The sequence below is a fragment of the Arthrobacter sp. 10T425 genome (assembly GCF_056393985.1).
Genome location: NZ_JBFTGZ010000009.1, coordinates 57883 through 73428, shown reverse-complemented (window position 1 = coordinate 73428; position 15546 = coordinate 57883). Strand labels below are relative to the sequence as shown.

At 67.3% G+C, this 15546-nt stretch carries 17 protein-coding genes and 1 riboswitch; of the genes, 5 read left to right on the top strand and 12 right to left on the bottom strand.

The features are described from left to right. Positions 1-64: 64 nt before the first annotated feature. The 6 genes from AC1DDH_RS12180 to AC1DDH_RS12155 form a co-directional block, all read right to left on the bottom strand. Complete coding sequence (locus tag AC1DDH_RS12180) at positions 65-715, bottom strand: MBL fold metallo-hydrolase (RefSeq protein ID WP_243180621.1); 651 nt, start codon at positions 713-715, stop codon at positions 65-67. A 21-nt stretch (positions 716-736) separates the two neighbouring features. Then, positions 737-1747 (bottom strand): aldo/keto reductase, encoded by a 1011-nt coding sequence (locus AC1DDH_RS12175; protein WP_476955519.1) that lies wholly within the window; start codon positions 1745-1747, stop codon positions 737-739. 188 nt (positions 1748-1935) lie between these two features. Further along, entirely contained in the window at positions 1936-2322 is a 387-nt protein-coding gene (locus AC1DDH_RS12170; protein WP_476849797.1) for a DMT family transporter, read from the bottom strand. Positions 2323-2342: 20 nt separating this feature from the next. Next, positions 2343-2666 (bottom strand): DMT family transporter, encoded by a 324-nt coding sequence (locus AC1DDH_RS12165; protein WP_028275448.1) that lies wholly within the window; start codon positions 2664-2666, stop codon positions 2343-2345. A 9-nt stretch (positions 2667-2675) separates the two neighbouring features. Further along, positions 2676-2742: riboswitch (guanidine-III (ykkC-III) riboswitch) on the bottom strand. 22 nt (positions 2743-2764) lie between these two features. Continuing rightward, complete coding sequence (locus AC1DDH_RS12160) at positions 2765-3526, bottom strand: cache domain-containing protein (protein ID WP_476955518.1); 762 nt, start codon at positions 3524-3526, stop codon at positions 2765-2767. Between the two features lie 79 nt (positions 3527-3605). Beyond that, positions 3606-4346 carry a FadR/GntR family transcriptional regulator gene (locus tag AC1DDH_RS12155; RefSeq protein WP_476955517.1) on the bottom strand — a complete coding sequence of 247 codons (741 nt, stop codon included), beginning with the start codon at positions 4344-4346 and terminating at the stop codon, positions 3606-3608. A gap of 237 nt (positions 4347-4583) precedes the next feature. On the opposite strand from AC1DDH_RS12155, the gene AC1DDH_RS12150 reads away from it, so the two are divergent. The 4 genes from AC1DDH_RS12150 (at position 4584) to AC1DDH_RS12135 (ending at position 8775) form a co-directional block, all read left to right on the top strand. Further along, the gene (locus AC1DDH_RS12150; protein WP_476955516.1) at positions 4584-5660 is read left to right on the top strand and encodes an ABC transporter ATP-binding protein; all 1077 of its coding nucleotides are present in this window, start codon (positions 4584-4586) and stop codon (positions 5658-5660) included. Between the two features lie 88 nt (positions 5661-5748). Beyond that, complete coding sequence (locus tag AC1DDH_RS12145; protein ID WP_476955515.1) at positions 5749-6936, top strand: ABC transporter substrate-binding protein; 1188 nt, start codon at positions 5749-5751, stop codon at positions 6934-6936. Positions 6937-7004: 68 nt separating this feature from the next. Beyond that, complete coding sequence (locus AC1DDH_RS12140) at positions 7005-7934, top strand: ABC transporter permease (RefSeq protein ID WP_223917155.1); 930 nt, start codon at positions 7005-7007, stop codon at positions 7932-7934. A 13-nt stretch (positions 7935-7947) separates the two neighbouring features. Beyond that, positions 7948-8775: an ABC transporter permease gene (locus tag AC1DDH_RS12135; protein WP_476955514.1), complete on the top strand. Its 828-nt coding sequence runs from the start codon at positions 7948-7950 to the stop codon at positions 8773-8775. Here the strand turns inward: AC1DDH_RS12135 and AC1DDH_RS12130 are convergent. Next, a complete protein-coding gene (locus tag AC1DDH_RS12130) occupies positions 8772-9422 on the bottom strand; it encodes a HutD/Ves family protein (RefSeq protein WP_476955513.1) in 651 nt (216 codons plus the stop codon). The two genes, AC1DDH_RS12135 and AC1DDH_RS12130, sit on opposite strands and share 4 nt — an antisense overlap. 152 nt (positions 9423-9574) lie before the next feature. Here AC1DDH_RS12130 and AC1DDH_RS12125 point away from each other — a divergent pair, with 152 nt between their 5' ends. Beyond that, a complete protein-coding gene (locus AC1DDH_RS12125; protein ID WP_476955512.1) occupies positions 9575-10177 on the top strand; it encodes a phosphoribosylanthranilate isomerase in 603 nt (200 codons plus the stop codon). Between the two features lie 31 nt (positions 10178-10208). Here the strand turns inward: AC1DDH_RS12125 and AC1DDH_RS12120 are convergent, their stop codons facing one another. From AC1DDH_RS12120 to AC1DDH_RS12100, 5 genes are all read right to left on the bottom strand, one after another. After that, a complete protein-coding gene (locus AC1DDH_RS12120) occupies positions 10209-10913 on the bottom strand; it encodes a hypothetical protein (protein WP_476955511.1) in 705 nt (234 codons plus the stop codon). Between the two features lie 97 nt (positions 10914-11010). Beyond that, the gene (locus AC1DDH_RS12115) at positions 11011-11190 is read right to left on the bottom strand and encodes a hypothetical protein (RefSeq protein ID WP_026538140.1); all 180 of its coding nucleotides are present in this window, start codon (positions 11188-11190) and stop codon (positions 11011-11013) included. Beyond that, on the bottom strand, positions 11187-11564 hold the full coding sequence (locus AC1DDH_RS12110) for a hypothetical protein (protein WP_230009974.1): 378 nt from the start codon (positions 11562-11564) through the stop codon (positions 11187-11189). Before AC1DDH_RS12110 ends, AC1DDH_RS12115 begins: the two co-directional genes overlap by 4 nt. Further along, the gene (locus tag AC1DDH_RS12105; protein ID WP_223917145.1) at positions 11554-13437 is read right to left on the bottom strand and encodes a hypothetical protein; all 1884 of its coding nucleotides are present in this window, start codon (positions 13435-13437) and stop codon (positions 11554-11556) included. Before AC1DDH_RS12105 ends, AC1DDH_RS12110 begins: the two co-directional genes overlap by 11 nt. An 8-nt stretch (positions 13438-13445) precedes the next feature. After that, the gene (locus tag AC1DDH_RS12100) at positions 13446-15539 is read right to left on the bottom strand and encodes a glycosyltransferase (protein WP_476856991.1); all 2094 of its coding nucleotides are present in this window, start codon (positions 15537-15539) and stop codon (positions 13446-13448) included. Positions 15540-15546 lie beyond the last annotated feature (7 nt).

Below are 15546 nucleotides of genomic sequence, written 5' to 3'. Positions count from 1 at the left end.
GGAATCCCCGTAGCGGCCGTCCGAAAGCGCAGCGGTTGTCCAAAAACGCCGCGAAAAGCTGAAGCTACCAGCCGCGGGCGCGCCACTCTTCCAGGTGTGGCCGTTCCGCGCCGAGGGTGGTGGGCTGGCCGTGTCCCGGGTGCACCACGGTGTCATCCGGATACACATCGAACAGCCGCTCGCTCACATCGGTGATCAGCTGGGCAAAGCGCGCCGGATCCTTCTGTGTGTTGCCTACCCCGCCGGGGAACAGCGAGTCGCCGGAAAAGATGTGGGCCGGGCCTTCGGGGTCCTGGTACACAAGGGCGATCGAACCCGGTGTGTGGCCGCGCAGATGTACAGCCGTCACGTCGAAGCCGTCGAAGTTGCCGACGTCCCCGTGGTCCAGCAGTACATCCACCGGCACCGGCAGCTCCGGGGCATCCTCTGTCCCGGCCGCCGTTTTCACACCGGTGGCTTCCACCAGGCCCGGCAGCGCCCGGACATGGTCCCAGTGCTGGTGGGTGGTGGCAACCAGCGCCAGCTTCGGCGTCGCGGAAGTATCCGCGGCGGCGTCCGCGAGCAGCCCCTGGATGGCGGCCAGATCATCGGCCGCATCGATCAGGAGCTGCGCGCCGGAGGCCCTGGCCGTGAGCAGGTAAACATTGTTGTCCATCTCGCCGACCGAAATCCGGCGGATGGTGATGTCACGTAAAGAGTGAATGAGCGAGTCCATGGGCATCAGTCTACGGAGCCGCTATTCACGGCCCTGGGACACCCAGTTGGGGTCCGCGGCGCGGGAACCGACGACGGCGTCCGCGGCGGACTCGAGCGTCCTCAGTTGCGCTGCGGTGAAGTCGAGGGCCAGGGCGCCCCGGTTTTCGTCGATCCGGTCCGCCTTGCGGGTGCCGGGAATGGGGACCACGGGCAGTCCCAGCTGGCGGCCCCGCGCAAGCAGCCAGGCCAGCGCCACCTGGGCAGGAGTTGCAGCCTGCCCGGCAACGCTCAGTTCCGCAGCGACCGCCTGCACGGCCGCCACCACGCCCTGGTTGGCGCTGGCAGCGTCCGCCGCGAAACGCGGGATGTTGCGGCGGAAGTCGTTGCTGCCCAGCGTCGAGGCGTCCACGGTGCCGGTGAGGAATCCCCGGCCCAGCGGCGAATACGGCACAAATCCCACCCCGAGTTCGGCGGCGGCAGGCACCACGTTGCGTTCCACGTCGCGGCTCCAGATGGACCATTCGCTCTGGACCGCGGCGATCGGGTGGATGCGGCTGGCCTCGCGCAGCTCCTCGGCCGTCACCTCTGACAGGCCCAGATGCCGCACCTTGCCGGCCTGTACCAGCCCCGCCATGGCCTCCACGGTTTCCACTATCGGAACGCGGAGGTCACGGCGGTGCAGGTAGTACAGGTCAATGGTGTCGGTGCCCAGCCGTTGCAGGCTGCGGTCCACGGCCTGCCGCACGTAGGCGGCGTCGCCGCGGATGTCCGTGTAGCCGGCCGACGGTGTGCCCACGAGGCCGAATTTGGTGGCCAGCTGGACTTCGCCGCGGCGTTCCTTGAGCAGCCGCGCGATCAGCTCCTCGTTGCTGCCGCCGCCGTAAATGTCCGCCGTGTCGATGAAGCTGACGCCGGCGTCCACCGCGTGATGCAGGGTCCGCAGGGCCTCGGCCGGGTCCACCTCGCCGTAGACAGGGGTCAGGGCCATGCCGCCGAACCCCAGGGGGCTGACCATCAGGCCGTCGCCGAGCCGGACTGTTGCTGCCGTCATCTTGGTCTCCATTCGCGCACTGCATAGTTCCGTAGGACTTCCGTCCCTGCCAAGAACCCCGGGATGCGCGCGGCTATTCCGGCAGCTATTCCGGCCCTGCTATCGGCCGGGCAGACGATTCTCCCCACCTTTGACCGTTGCGCGGCCGGCACGACGGCGCGCCGCAGGGGACACGCCGTCGGACTGCCCTAAACGTGGGGAATTTCCGCAGGGGAGGCCGGCCGGACAGCGCCTTGTGCCGGTTCCTCTGAGTCCGCCGTTGGCGGGAGGAGCTTCAGGCCCGCCGCGCATCCGACGATTCCGGCGATGAACAGCAGCTTGAGCGGACTGGCCGGTTCGACGCCGGTGGCCATCGCCCAGCCGACCGTCAGTGCAGCGCCGATCCCCACCCAGATGGCGTAGGCGGTGCCGAGCGGAATGCGCTTCACGGCCAAGCCGAGCCCCACCATGCTGAGGGTGGCCGTCACGGCGAACACGAGGGTCGGCAACGGGCGGGAGAACCCGTCGGACAGGCCCAGTGCCGTGGCCCAGACCGCCTCCAGCACAGCGGAAGCGAGCAGAATCACCCATGACATTGCAGCTGGTTTCATCATGGTCACGCCACCAGCTTCAGGCCGGCGACGCTCGCGGCAATCCCGCCAAGAAGCAGGATCCGTGCCGCCGTCGGGCGCTCAACCTTGGCGGCTATCGCGTAGCCGGACGTCAGGACGACGCCGACCCCCACCCACACGGCGTAGGCCGTTCCGGTAGGGATGGACTGCATGGCGACGGCGAGCCCGCCGGTGCTGGCGAGGACGGAAACGAGGAAAACGAGGGCCGGGACCAGCCGGCGGCGGCCCCTGGCCTGGGCGGTCCGGTGCAGGGCGGCGGCCCAAACGGCCTCCAGCGCCCCGGAAAGAATGAGTATTAACCACGACATGACAACTCCTGTGGCCAGTCTTGTCGCGTGCCGGGTACTGAACCGTCGTCCGGAGGCCTGGAAGAGGGGCCTTGGCCTCCAAGTCTAGCAAATCGGCATCAGAGCCCGACGGCGTCGCTGCAAAGAGTGAACGTGCGCCCCACGGGGTACTGCGCGCACGGCTCGTTCGGCGCGGTAAGGTCGCCGGCGTCGATATCGTATGCCGCCGACACGATGGCCCGGCCGTCGGCATTGGCCAGGGTGGCCCGGCCGCCGATCCGCCGCAGCGCCGCCATGGCTCCGCGTTCCAGGCGCTGAACTGTCACGTCGATGCCCACGATTCCCGCGACCGGGCCGTCCGGGCGGGTATACACCGGGTGCGTGAAGGTCAGGACGTACTCGTCGGTGCAGAGGAAATCCACGTAGGGCCCGGTGACGTGGGCCCGTCCTGTTTCCACGGGGATCCGGAACCACTCGGCCTTGACGTAGCGGCTGATGGAGTTGGGACTGAAGTTGGCCAGCGCGTCGACGTGCTCCAGATCCGGGCCCTGCCACCAGGCGATGTAGCTGCGCCCGGGCCCGAGCAACCCGGCGTTGGCGATGAACCCCGCTCCGGCCGCGTAGCCGCCGGGCAGCTGCACCAGTTCCTCGACCACCGGACGGATGAGCTTGTCCACGGCCGTGCCGGTGACTTTGCCGGACATGGCGGCCAGGGCGGCCCCGGTGTCAGCGGCCCACTCCGTCAGGCAGTGCTCGATGCCGGCGATGGTGGCGTCGAGTTCGGCTGCGGCCAGCTGGGCCGCCTTCTCAACAGCGCCGGGTTCGGCCGGCGCTGCCATGGACGCTGCGGTGGGGCCTGCGGTGGAGGTGGTTTCGGACATCGGTGCTGCCTTAGCTCGAAGGTGCCGGACATTTGCGGTCAAAGATGGCCACGATCGTGGCTCCGGGATGCGGGTGCGGTCAATAGCTCTTGGCCTGCTCGGTCAGCAGCCAGTCGGTGGTGGCGGAGATGAGGGCCTTGACCCCCGTTTCGGCGGCCCCGGGGTCGTGGGTCTCGATGGCGGCCGCCACGTCCCCGAGGATCACGGCGGTGCGTCCGCGGTAGCCGGTGTCGGCGCAGGGCAGCAGCGTGAGGGTGCCGAGATCTGCCTGCAGCCGGATGAGCTCCCCGGCAAGCCGGGCCGAGCGGGCAATGGCCGCGACTTCCAGCAGGAACTCCGAGAGGGCCAGACGCCAGCTCAGGGAGTCATCGTCCGCTGCGGGGATGAATGAGCGCAGCGTGGCGATGTCGGCGGCGTCGGAGCGGCGGGCCGCCACGCCCGCACAGGCCGCGGCGATCGCCTGGTAATGCAGCGCGAGGTCCCTGATCTGCAGCCGGCTCAGCTCATGCAGTTGCGCCAGGGCCCGTTCCCGGGAGGGCAGCACGTCGTCGGCGATGAAGCTTCCGCCGCTGCGGCCGCGCGCGGTCCGGATGATTCCCGAGGCGCGCAGCTGGGAGAGTGCCTCCCGTGCCGTTACCGCGGACACTCCAAGGGCCGCGGCCAGCTCGGTTTCGTTCGGCAGCCGCTGGCCGCTGGTGAGCAGCCCGGTCTCCACGGCCTGTTCGATCCGGCCGCACACTTCATCCACAAGCCCGCGTGATTTGATCGGCGTGAACACCGCCGCCAGGCTCCGGGAGGCGCCCGTGGGCGACAACACCATTCGGGCCTCCCTTCCCTCCGGCGGTATCCGCCCCGCCCCGGCCGTGCATCCCTGCGGCTTCCGCGGTGCCGCCGCGCGTCGCCCGGGCTGATGACATCCTAATCCGGGCTTTGCCGGAGGGTCTATACACAAAACCTATGGAGTAATAGCATTTGGCCCAGCAGCCCAGTGTGGACTGGATCACATTCGGTTGCGTGGTTCCTGTGGACGATCCGGCAACGGAGTAAGGCGCACCCCATGACCGAAACACTGGCCGCCGGCACCTCGACCGGAAAGGAAGAGGTTCCGGCGATCCGTCTGCGTAAGCTCACCAAGGTCTTCGGGGACACCGTCGCGGTAAATGGCGTGGACCTGGACATCCGCCACGGGGAATTCTTCTCCATGCTTGGCCCGTCCGGCTCCGGCAAGACGACGGTCCTGCGCCTGATCGCCGGCTTCGAGCTGCCGACGTCCGGGAGTATCGAACTCGAGGGCAAGGACGTCACGGCCATGGCGCCCTTCCAGCGGGACGTCAACACCGTATTTCAGGACTACGCGCTGTTCCCGCACATGTCCCTGGTGGACAACGTCGCCTATGGGCTGCGGGTGCGCGGCATGCCCGGGAAGCAGCGGCGGGAGCGGGCCAGGGAAGCCTTGGACCGCGTCCAGCTCGGGAAGTTCCTCGGCCGCAAACCCGCCCAGCTCTCCGGCGGCCAGCGGCAGCGCGTTGCCCTGGCCCGCGCGCTGGTGGTCGAGCCCAAGGTCCTCCTCCTGGACGAGCCGCTCGGTGCCCTGGACCTCAAGCTCCGGCAGCAGATGCAGGTCGAACTCAAGGAACTGCAGCGCTCGCTGGGTATCACCTTCATCTTCGTCACCCACGACCAGGAGGAGGCACTGACCATGAGCGACAGGATCGGCGTGTTCAACAACGGCGGCATCGAACAGATCGGCACCGCGCACGAAATCTACGAGCGCCCGGGCGGCATCTTCGTGGCCAACTTCGTCGGCACCTCCAACATTTTCGACGCCGGCCAGGCCCAGGCGATCTATGGCCGGCCGGAGCCGCTGTGCATCCGTCCCGAGCGGCTGCGCGTCGCCTGGACCGGCGAACCGGAGCGCCGTTTTGGCACCACCTCCCGGCCGGGGACAGTGACGTCGTTCGTTTACGTAGGGCACGCCACCCAGGTGCGGGTGCAGCTCGACGGCGGACCCGCCGTCGTCGCGCTCGTTCCGGAAAAGCTGCCCGGCAGCGACACCGATCTGGTGAACGGGCCCGTCACAGTCAGCTGGGACGACGACGCCGTCGTTTGGCTTCCGGTCCCCGGCACTACCTGACGCCGGGCCATGCCGGGCGGGGTTGCCGTCCGTGCCGCGGCGCAGCGTTCCAGTCCAGAGTTTTTCTCCACAGCGAAAGGTTCGGATCATGGCACCAAGAACTAAGGCCTCCCTCGTAGTCGGGGTGGTTGCGGCCGCAGCCCTCGCGCTGTCGGCCTGCGGAACCAGCGGCGGATCGGGTTCTGCACAGTCGGCGCAGCCGGTCAAAACCGAGATCGGCACCGGTGAAGGCCAGGTGTCCATCCTCGGATGGCCCGGCTACGTCGAGGATGGCAGCAACGACCCGGCCGTCGACTGGGTGCATCCGTTCGAACAGGAAACCCAGTGCAAGGTCAGCTTCAAGCCGTTCGGCACCTCGGACGAGGCCGTGACGCTCATGCGCACGGGACAGTACGACGTTATCTCGGCCTCCGGGGATGCGTCGCTGCGCCTGATCGCCGGCCAGGACGTGCAACCGGTCAACATGAGCCTGCTGAAGAACTACCCGGACATCTACCCGTTCCTGAAGGACAAAGCCTGGAACACCGTCAACGGCGTCAACTACGGAATGCCCCACGGCTGGGGCGCCAACCTGCTGATGTACTCCACGGACAAGGTCGCCCCGGCGCCCGCCTCCTGGAGCGCGGTGTTTGACGACGCCGCCAAGAACACCGGCAAGGTCACGGCCTACGATTCGCCCATCTACATCGCCGATGCCGCCATGTACCTCATGGCCCATAAGCCGGACCTCGGCATCAAGAACCCCTATGCCCTCGACAAGGACCAGCTGGCCGCGGCCGTCGACCTGCTCAAGCAGCAGCGCACCCACATCGGCGAGTACTGGAGCGACGTCGTCAAGGAGGTCCAGGCCTTTACGTCCGGGAGCACCGTGGTCGGCACCACTTGGCAGGTGGGGGCCAACATCGCGACGGCAGACGGCGCCAAGGTCGCAACCCTCGTCCCGGACGAGGGCGCCACCGGCTGGTCGGACACCTGGATGATTGGGTCCAAGACCAAGAACCCGAACTGCGCCTACAAGTGGCTCGACTACATAGCCAGCCCCAAGGCGAACGCCCAGGTGGCGGAGTACTTTGGCGAATCGCCGGCCAACGCGAAAGCCTGCGAGCTGACCAAGGATCCCAACCACTGCCAGACGTACCACTCAGGTGATGCGGCCTACGCCGACAGGATCTGGTTCTGGACCACACCGGTGGCCGAGTGCCTCGATGGCCGCAAGGACGTCAAGTGCACCGACTATTCGGAATGGACCAAGGCCTGGACGGAAATCAAGGGCTGATTCCGGCTCCGCCGCACCAAACCCGCACGAACGAGCCGGCCCCGGGGGCCGGCAGAGATTAAGGCGAGATGGCACTTCATACGCAACAGCTGCCGCCCGGGGCGCCCGGTGATGCCGGGGCCGTGCCACGGGCGAAAACCAACGCCTTTTCGGCGTTGCTGCACCGCTCGCCCCGGCTGAGGCTGGCGGCCCTGCTCACCGCCCCGGCGGGCTGGCTGGTGCTGGTGTACATCGCCGCTTTGGCGGCACTGCTCATCACCGCGTTCTGGACCGTGGATACCTTCACCGGGGAGGTGTCCACGGTCTGGACCACGGAAAACATCGTCACGGTCCTGACCGATCCGGTGTATCAGCGGATCACCCTGCGGACATTGTGGATCGCCGTGGCAGTCACCGTGATTGACATGATCCTGGCACTGCCCATCGCCTTCTTCATCGCCAAGGTCGCTCCCGCCCGCTGGGAGAAACTGCTCGTGGTGGCCGTGCTCATGCCGCTGTGGGCAAGCTACCTGGTCAAGGCCTACGCCTGGCGGAATGTCCTGTCCGAGGGTGGGCTGCTGGAGTGGCTGGGGACCCCGATCGGCCTGTCCTCGCCGGGCTACGGCGAAACCGCCGTCATCCTGACCCTGTCCTACATCTGGCTGCCGTACATGATCCTGCCGATCTACGCGGGCTTTGACCGGGTGCCCGACTCCCTGCTGGAGGCCTCCGGGGACCTGGGCGCGAAGCCGCTCACCACCATGCGCCTGGTCATGCTTCCGCTGCTGGTCCCCTCCATCATCGCGGGCACGATCTTCACGTTCTCCCTGTCGCTGGGCGACTACATCACTGCGCAGATCGTCGGCGGGACCACCCAGATGCTGGGCACCGTGATTTACGCCAACGTCGGAGCGGCCAACAATCTGCCGTTCGCCGCCGCGGTATCGCTGGTGCCGATCGCCATCATCATGTTCTACCTTTTCGTCGTCCGCCGCACCGGCGCCCTGAACAGCCTGTAGTGCGAGGAGCATCATGAGACTTTCCCGTAGCGCCAAGGTGGTCCTGGGCATTGTCACGGCGCTGGTGTTTTTGTTCATCTACACACCGCTGCTGCTGGTGGTGGTGAACTCGTTCAACGCAGACCGGACTTTCGGCTGGCCGCCCAAGGGCTTCACGCTGGAATGGTGGGTCAAGGCCTTTGACTCGCCCGGCGTCAGGGAAGCCGTCGTGTCCTCCCTGTGGGTGGCAGTCGTATCGACCATCATTTCGCTGGTGCTGGGGACGCTGCTGGCGATCTCATTGCAGCGCTATGAGTTCTTCGGCCGTGACGTCATCAACCTCCTGGTCATCCTGCCAATCGCGTTGCCCGGGGTTGTCACGGGCATCGCGCTGAACAACATGTTCACCACGATCCTGGGCGTCCCACTGAGCCTGTGGACGGTGGTGATCGCCCACGCCACGTTCTGCATGGTGACAGTGTTCAATAACGCCATTGCACGGCTCCGCCGCACCAGCGCCGGCCTCGAGGAAGCCTCTGCCGACCTCGGCGCCGGTGTCTTCACCACATTCGGCCTGGTGACCTTCCCGCAGCTCCGCTCCGCCCTGCTGGCCGGCGGCCTGCTGGCCTTCGCGCTGAGCTTCGACGAGATCATCGTTACCACGTTCACGATCGGGGCCGGCGAGACCACGCTGCCGATCTGGATCCTGCAGAACCTCTTCCGTCCGAACCAGGCTCCCGTGGTCAATGTCGTGGCGGTCGTGCTGATCGTGGTCTCGATCGTCCCGATCTGGCTCGCGCAGCGGCTGTCCGGGGACTCGGTGCGTGTCAGCGGCGCCCGGGTGAAGGCGGACGAGCGCTAAACGGTGCCGGGTTCCGCAGGGTCGATCGAGATGACAGCCAGGAATCCGCGGCCCACGATTTCAGGCGTCGCGGTATCGGCGCCGACGACGGCGTCGTAACGGTTCAGCTCGACGCGCTCCGGCTCGGGGGCGACGGCGGCCGGCCCGGTGGGAGTGCCGCCTGCAGTCCCGGGGCTGACGGTCCCCTGCCCCTGCAGGAGGATGCCGAGTTGGCCTGCGAACACCGGATGGGCACGCTTCTTGGACAGCTCGATGATCGAGGTGTAGCCCTTGAAGGCGCCGTTGCGGGTGATGACGTTCAGATCCCGGATGTCGCCGGTGGGCAGTGCCCCCGCCGAGTCCGCGTCGCCGGAGAACCGGAACGGCCGGTACTTCTCCAGCGGGTGCTCGGCCCCGTCCACGCTCAGCAGCAGCAAGTCGCCGTCAATCACTGTCAGTACACGGTCCATCCCGGCGTACGCGGAGAAGGGGCCCGCCTTGGAGACTTCGGCAATGCTGACGCGCCAGTCCCAGGCGCTGTCCTGCCCTGTATCTTGCGGGGCGGTCCGCAGGGACGGGGTCCTTGGATGGCGCGCCACTTCGCGCGTCACCCCGCCGCCGTTGCGCCAGGGGTGGGCTTTGAGCTCGGCATAGCGGATGATCTCCATGGCCTCAGCCTATCGGCCCGTTTCCGGGGACGGCGCTCGCGCCGACGCGCCGGGACGCCGGCGGGGCTGCGCACGCCCGTGCCGACGCAAAGTCGGCGGCGGGGCCCGGCCTTGCTAACGTCGGAGGCAGGAAGCGCGCAGAAGGAGCCCGAATGTTTGTCAAAGTGTGCGGCCTGAGCACCCCGGATGCGGTCCGCGTCGCGGCAGGCGCCGGCGCGGACGCCGTCGGCTTCGTCCTGACCCGCAGCCCCCGGGAGGTCACGCCGGAACAGGTCAGGAACCTCCTCGCCCATGTCCCGGACGGGGTGCCCGCGGTGGGGGTGTTCCGGCACGAACCGGCCGCCGTCGCCGTCGCCGTCGCCCGTGAGGCGGGCCTGGTCTGGGTCCAGCTCCACGGGGACCGCTCACCCGCCGACGTCCGGACAGTGCTCGACGCCGGGATGAAACTGATCAGGGCCGTCACCATGGCCGCCGCCGCGGAGGCCTTCAGCGACTGGGGCGAGGATTTGCTCCTGATCGACGCCGCCGTGCCAGGCTCAGGCGAGGCCTGGGACTACGGCTCGGTCCGGGCCAAGGCCCTGACCGGACGCAAGTGGCTGCTCGCCGGCGGTCTCAATCCCGCCAACGTCGCCCTGGCAGCGGCGGAGGCCGGGGCGTGGGGTGTCGATGTGTCCTCCGGCGTCGAGTCGGCGCGCGGCATCAAGGACTTGGCCAAGATCGGGGATTTCGTGCGGGCGGCCAAGGCGCCGGAATGAGGCTGGACCGCCCGCGGACCATCTGAGGGGGCTAGGAGCGTTTGATGATCACGTCATCGATGTATTCGTCGCCCTTTTGCCGGTTGTGCTCGGCCCCGAGCTGAACCTTGCTCAGGGTGCTGCCGAGCATGCTAACGCTCGAGCTGCTGTAGCGCTGCACGCCGTCGAACCACACCTGGATTGTTGACGCGCTCCCGTTGGCGGTCACCCGCATGGACACATGGTGCCAGGCGCTCAGGGAGATGCTGCTTGAGATCAGCTTCGTGTAGACAAACGTGCCGCTCGGTGAGGTGACCCGGAGCCACAGCTGCCCGTTGCTGTTGTAGCGGTAGATGTCTGCGACGCGGGTGGAGCCGGAGAAGAACCGGAAGTACGGGACGTCATTGCCGGAAACGCCGGCCACCGTGATCTTGAACCAGCCGTCCGCGTACGAGGTCTTGGTTCCCGAGGTGAATGCCGGAGAGGAAAGATTTGCGAGTGAACCGGAATCCGTGGTCACGTGCAGCTTGGCCGAACGGGCACCTGTATGGTTCAGCGAACTGGAAATAGTTGCCGTACCGGTGCCTGAAACCTGGGGGATGAGGCCGCAAAAGCTGCTGGCTTCAAAACTGGTGGCGAGCACGACGGTGCCCGGATAGGAGTTTGTCGGTGCGGGGCTGCAGGTTGCGGCGGTGGCAGCCTGGGCGGAACCGAAGACAAGGGAACCGGCTACGAGCATTCCGAGCGTCCCAACCATGCTGAGTGTTCTAAGTTTTCTCATTGAAATACTTTCCGTGATTGGTTCGACTTGTTGGTGTACGCCCGGTGCCGCGGCACCGGGCGGACGGTTTCTGTCATGCCAGCTGCGCCAGATGCACCAATTGCATGACCACCGCGACGCCGACTATGGCCAGCAGGGCTGCCGTGGTGATCACCACGGCGCGCGGGAGTGCCTTGTCCGGCTGCAACACGCGAAGCACATCGCAGCTCACGAGGGCCGTCATCGTGGCCAGCCCCGTCAGGAAGATGATCATTTCGCACGCACCAGGGCACGCTTTGGCCGCTTGAACTCAATGCCCAGGAATACGAGCGTCAGGGCCGACAGGAGGCATACAGCCGCCGGCGGTGACCAGAGACGTGCGTAGATCATCGCCGTCGCCACGAGGGTGGACATCGCGAGGCTGAAGGCGATTGCGATGGCGATGCTGAGGGGAAGCGCACCAGTTGCCTGGGCTGAGCGCGGGGGGTCGAAGCGGAGGAGCAGCACCAGCGCCGTTCCAGGCCCGGCCAGCATCAGCAGGCCTATCACCGCCAGGCGCAGGCCCTCGGGGCCGACAAACGAGAGCGGTATGGCTGCTACGGCGACGGCTGCCGTCGCATAGCTCACGTAGCTGCGTTCAGTTGCCATTGCTAACTCCTTCGATGTGAAAAATCACGCCGCCTGCGTTTTCAAAAACCTTTGTCCAGCCCGGACTCGTGGCGCATGTGGCGGTAAAACGTTGAAGGTCGCCGGTGGGAGTCGAACCGCGAAGTTCGGCTGCCTCCTGCTGGCTTTCGGTAACGATGAGGTACGCGCCCGCTTTGTGGGCGATCTGGTTGGCCGCGTCACAACTGAGCGGCGCGGCGTTGGGAATGGGCTCGGCAGCAACGAGCGCCCGGTAGTCGTAGTCCGCGTAGTGCTGGTATCTCCACGGGGTGTTGCGAACTGCCTCAATGAGGACGGAACCGGTGGGCGCTGTCGCATAGAGGTGGTTCACTAAGGCGATTTCGTCGTCGTTGAAGCTTTCCATGCCGTCATTTCCATAACGGGAGACGACAGTGGCTGTAGCGAGCACCGCGCCCATCAGCAGCAGCGCGAGGGCCCGGCGCAGGCTCAGCCCCGCGGCACTGTCTGACATCAGTGGCAGCACCGCCAGGCAGACGGCGAACGGAAGGCTGAAGAGATACAGGCGCAGAAGCAGTTCACCGCCATAGGGCTGGAGGGGAATCAGGACCAGCGGCGCCAGCGCCGCGGCCGCGGCCGCCAGCCACGGTGCCTTCCGCCGGTAGCCCACAATGGCGCCGGCAACGGCGAGCACCCAGACCAGCGCAACCTCGGCCATGCGCGTGTAAACCACGAACATGTGGGCGTCGCTGCCTGAGACCCTGCTGCTCAGCGCGCCGAGGCTGTTCGCACCGATGTCACCGAGCGAGCCGAGCAGCTGGCCGAAATGCCCCTCCACGAATGTGGAAGCCGCAAAGAGCAGCCAGCCGACGGGCAGGACCACGGCCAGGACCGGCAAGAAGCGCAGCCGGAGACGTCCGGTCAGCAGGAGCGCGGCCAGGATGGGGATCGCGGCGAAGGGGCTGAGCTGGTGTGAAGCCGTCATGGCAAGCAGGATCAGTGCGCAGACCACCACGAGAATCGCCGTGTCCGCCCGGTGCGGTTCCGCGGCGCCATACCGCGGGACCGAGCTGTCCAGTTTGCTGACACTGCGGGCAAGCCACCGGGAGAAGCGGGTGCGCTCCGTTGGCCAGGCCCAACCGCCGAAGACGCTGAGCAGGCAGGCAATCAGTGTGAGCAGGAGGAGGAACGAATAGGCCTGTGGTGACAGGTAGTCCTGTCCAATCCAGCTGGCCACGTAAAAGATCCAGACAGCCGCCCAGGCCTGGCGCGGATTTGCCGTCAACCGCCGGGCCAGGGCCAGCAGTGGTGCGAGCAGGAGGATGTTGATGCCCACCGGCGCCCACGTTGCGATCCCGAAAAGATCCTTGGCGCCCGTCGCCCCGGAGAGCATTCCCAGCACGTTGAAGAATCCTGGCCAGTTGAAGTAGGCGTCCAGGGTCGGATCCAGCTGGCCCGATTGGCTAATGGTGTCCGCAATGCCCAGATGCCGGAAGCTGGCCTCGAGCCGGGGCAGGCCATGAATGATCGGGTCAGCACCGTCGAGGAGAACCACTGTGACCAGGAGCTGCCAGGTCAGAAGCGCCGGAACCAGACGGCGGAGGCTCAGCGAGGCGACAAATCCGGCGAGGCTGAGCGCGAGCGCAACGAAATAGGCCGGCGGGAGGGCATCAATCAGCCCGGCCCCGCCGATCTGAAAAGGATTGACCTGGTTCATGCTCCACACGCCGAGGGCGAGCGCGGCCGCGGCTGCCGCGGCCAGGGCACCGATGTGCCACGACGGGGTGAGTCCGAGGTTGCGGTGGGTGGGCGGCTTAGCACCGCCGACGTGCGCATGCGCCTCATGCCGGTGGGCGGTGCCCACAGGGAGGCTTGTTGCCGTTTCGTGTGTCATCATTTCTCGATTCAGGTCGGCTGGTGGCGCGCCGCTGAAGGAATCTCGCCTGCGGTGGAGGCGGGCTTCATCCGGGTCAGGGTGATCAGGCGCCAGGTGGCCATCAGGCAAGCAGCCGCTTGGGCAACGGCCCATAGGACTGAGACCCCGGTGAGGCCATATTGCTGCGCCACTGCCGCGGCGGGTGCCACGACCAGGATGGCGGCCAGAGTGGCGACTATCGTGGATTCGAAAAGCCGCCCTTGGGCCCGGCACAGCCCGTAGTAGACCTGGGTCACGCAACTCAGGAGGAGTGCCGGGACGAGTACAGGAATGAGGACCCACGCGGACGCGTAATCCGGTCCGAGGAAGCCCAGAAGCAGGGGGCCGGCCAGCAGCAGTATCAGCCCGGCCACGAGAGTCAGCATAAAGCTGGCCCGTAACGCTGAGGCGAGGAGGCCCGGCCGCGCCCGTGAACCCGCGAGGGCCGTTTGCAGGGTAAACCCGGCGGACTGCGGCACGAAGAACACTGCCGAGGCCATCATCCAGACCACATACCAGGCGGCAGTCGACGCCGGGCCCAGGGTAGCTGCAACGATGAGCGGGAGCAGGTAGCCGGGCGCGCGGTCGGCGAGCGTGAGGGCGTGGTTGGGAAGCCCCGGCTTCAGGAGATTGAGGGCCGGCCGAGGCCGGAAGCCGTGCTTCCAGTCCGGGGACACGTGGGCACGGGCGAGCTGGCGCAGCCCTACGAGGACACTGGCCAGGGCGCCGGCGGCGACGGCGCCCACAATCACCGCCAGGTCACGGAGCCCGGCGGCCAGCGCGGCGGCCAGGAAGAGGAGCTGCACGAGGGACTGTGCGAGGCTTCTGACCAGCGTGCGGTCGGCCCGTTCCTGGGCTACGCCCACGTGGTCCAGCTGGTAGGCGGTGGCGGCGAGCAGTGCCGTGGCCAGGAAAAGAATGGTGACCAGGGGGTCGGCCCAGGCCTCGCCCACGCCTGTGCCGAGCCACGAGGTGACGGCAACCAGCAGGCCAGCGCCCAGCAGGGAGCAGGTTGCCACGGTAAGCAGGCCGGTGGCGATGAGGCGCCGGCCGCCGTCAGTTTCCGCGGGCAGCAGCGTCAGCGTGGCAGGCCCGACGCCGAGCATCCCCAGCTGCACGGTCAGGAGCGCGGCTGCGACCACCGCGGACCCCAGGCCTATTTGCTCCGGCGGGAGCACGAGGGCCGCGAGTGCCCAGAACAGGAAGCCCGTCACCATGGGGGCAATCCTCGCGGCGGCCAGCCAGGCCGCGTTCCCGCCGACCGAGATCGGTTTGTGGGCCGGCCGCAGGAGCTCGCCGGCCATGGCGCGGTAGTTGTAGAGCAGGAAGCCCATCCAGTACGGCAGGAAGCGGGGTGCCCGGACCAGGGACATGCCGACCCCCCGCACGGTGGCCAGCAGTGGCAGCATCACGAGCCAGCCGGCGCGGCCCGTGTGCTTGCGGACGGTCCGGGCCATCCCGGCCCCGTCCTGGAGCCATTGGTCGCGGGCGTAGTCGAACGTGTCGTCAAACCGGTGCCTGACCACCACGGAGTCGGAGACGCCGAGCTTGAACCCGGCCTGCTCCAGCCGGATTCTCAGCTCCACATCCTCCCCGGAGCGGAAGTCGTCGTCGAACCCGACGTCGAGCAGCACGTCGCGGCGCATCAGCGTGGCGCTGACGCCAAACCACTTGCGCACCCGGCTGTGGTTGTGGTGCCAGGCCAGCGCAGCCCCCCAATAGCCGGGGCCGTCGGCTTCGCTGGCCAGCCCGAATTGCAGGCCGTCGTAGCCGCCGGCCTCGAATTCGGTCAGCAGCCGGGACAGGCTCTTCGGCGGAAGGACGACGTCGGCGTCGATCAGGGCGACAACGTCGCCGGTGGCACTGCGGGCGCCGAGCATCCGTGCGGCAGGCAGGCCGCGTCCTTCATCGGAGATGACAGTCGCCCCGCAGTCGCGGGCGATTTCGACAGTGTCATCCGTCGAGCAGCCATCGACCACGATCATTTCGTACGGGTGTTGGCTGCGGATCGACTCCAGGCACTCGCCCAGCCAGGCTGCGGCATTGCGCGCCGGAACAACAACCGACACCTTCAGATCGCTCACGTGGCCT

What these genes read in the sequence shown, in the direction of transcription:
- AC1DDH_RS12155 (WP_476955517.1), bottom strand. Translation starts at nt 4,346, where the DNA reads ATGGTGTTGTCGCCCACGGGCGCCTCCCGGAGCCTGGCGGCGGTGTTC.
- AC1DDH_RS12105 (WP_223917145.1), bottom strand. Translation starts at nt 13,437, where the DNA reads ATGATGACACACGAAACGGCAACAAGCCTCCCTGTGGGCACCGCCCAC.
- AC1DDH_RS12160 (WP_476955518.1), bottom strand. Translation starts at nt 3,526, where the DNA reads ATGTCCGAAACCACCTCCACCGCAGGCCCCACCGCAGCGTCCATGGCA.
- AC1DDH_RS12180 (WP_243180621.1), bottom strand. Translation starts at nt 715, where the DNA reads ATGGACTCGCTCATTCACTCTTTACGTGACATCACCATCCGCCGGATT.
- AC1DDH_RS12140 (WP_223917155.1), top strand. Translation starts at nt 7,005, where the DNA reads ATGGCACTTCATACGCAACAGCTGCCGCCCGGGGCGCCCGGTGATGCC.
- AC1DDH_RS12125 (WP_476955512.1), top strand. Translation starts at nt 9,575, where the DNA reads ATGTTTGTCAAAGTGTGCGGCCTGAGCACCCCGGATGCGGTCCGCGTC.
- AC1DDH_RS12135 (WP_476955514.1), top strand. Translation starts at nt 7,948, where the DNA reads ATGAGACTTTCCCGTAGCGCCAAGGTGGTCCTGGGCATTGTCACGGCG.
- AC1DDH_RS12150 (WP_476955516.1), top strand. Translation starts at nt 4,584, where the DNA reads ATGACCGAAACACTGGCCGCCGGCACCTCGACCGGAAAGGAAGAGGTT.
- AC1DDH_RS12145 (WP_476955515.1), top strand. Translation starts at nt 5,749, where the DNA reads ATGGCACCAAGAACTAAGGCCTCCCTCGTAGTCGGGGTGGTTGCGGCC.
- AC1DDH_RS12130 (WP_476955513.1), bottom strand. Translation starts at nt 9,422, where the DNA reads ATGGAGATCATCCGCTATGCCGAGCTCAAAGCCCACCCCTGGCGCAAC.
- AC1DDH_RS12165 (WP_028275448.1), bottom strand. Translation starts at nt 2,666, where the DNA reads ATGTCGTGGTTAATACTCATTCTTTCCGGGGCGCTGGAGGCCGTTTGG.
- AC1DDH_RS12175 (WP_476955519.1), bottom strand. Translation starts at nt 1,747, where the DNA reads ATGACGGCAGCAACAGTCCGGCTCGGCGACGGCCTGATGGTCAGCCCC.
- AC1DDH_RS12115 (WP_026538140.1), bottom strand. Translation starts at nt 11,190, where the DNA reads ATGATCATCTTCCTGACGGGGCTGGCCACGATGACGGCCCTCGTGAGC.
- AC1DDH_RS12110 (WP_230009974.1), bottom strand. Translation starts at nt 11,564, where the DNA reads ATGGCAACTGAACGCAGCTACGTGAGCTATGCGACGGCAGCCGTCGCC.
- AC1DDH_RS12120 (WP_476955511.1), bottom strand. Translation starts at nt 10,913, where the DNA reads ATGGTTGGGACGCTCGGAATGCTCGTAGCCGGTTCCCTTGTCTTCGGT.
- AC1DDH_RS12170 (WP_476849797.1), bottom strand. Translation starts at nt 2,322, where the DNA reads ATGTCATGGGTGATTCTGCTCGCTTCCGCTGTGCTGGAGGCGGTCTGG.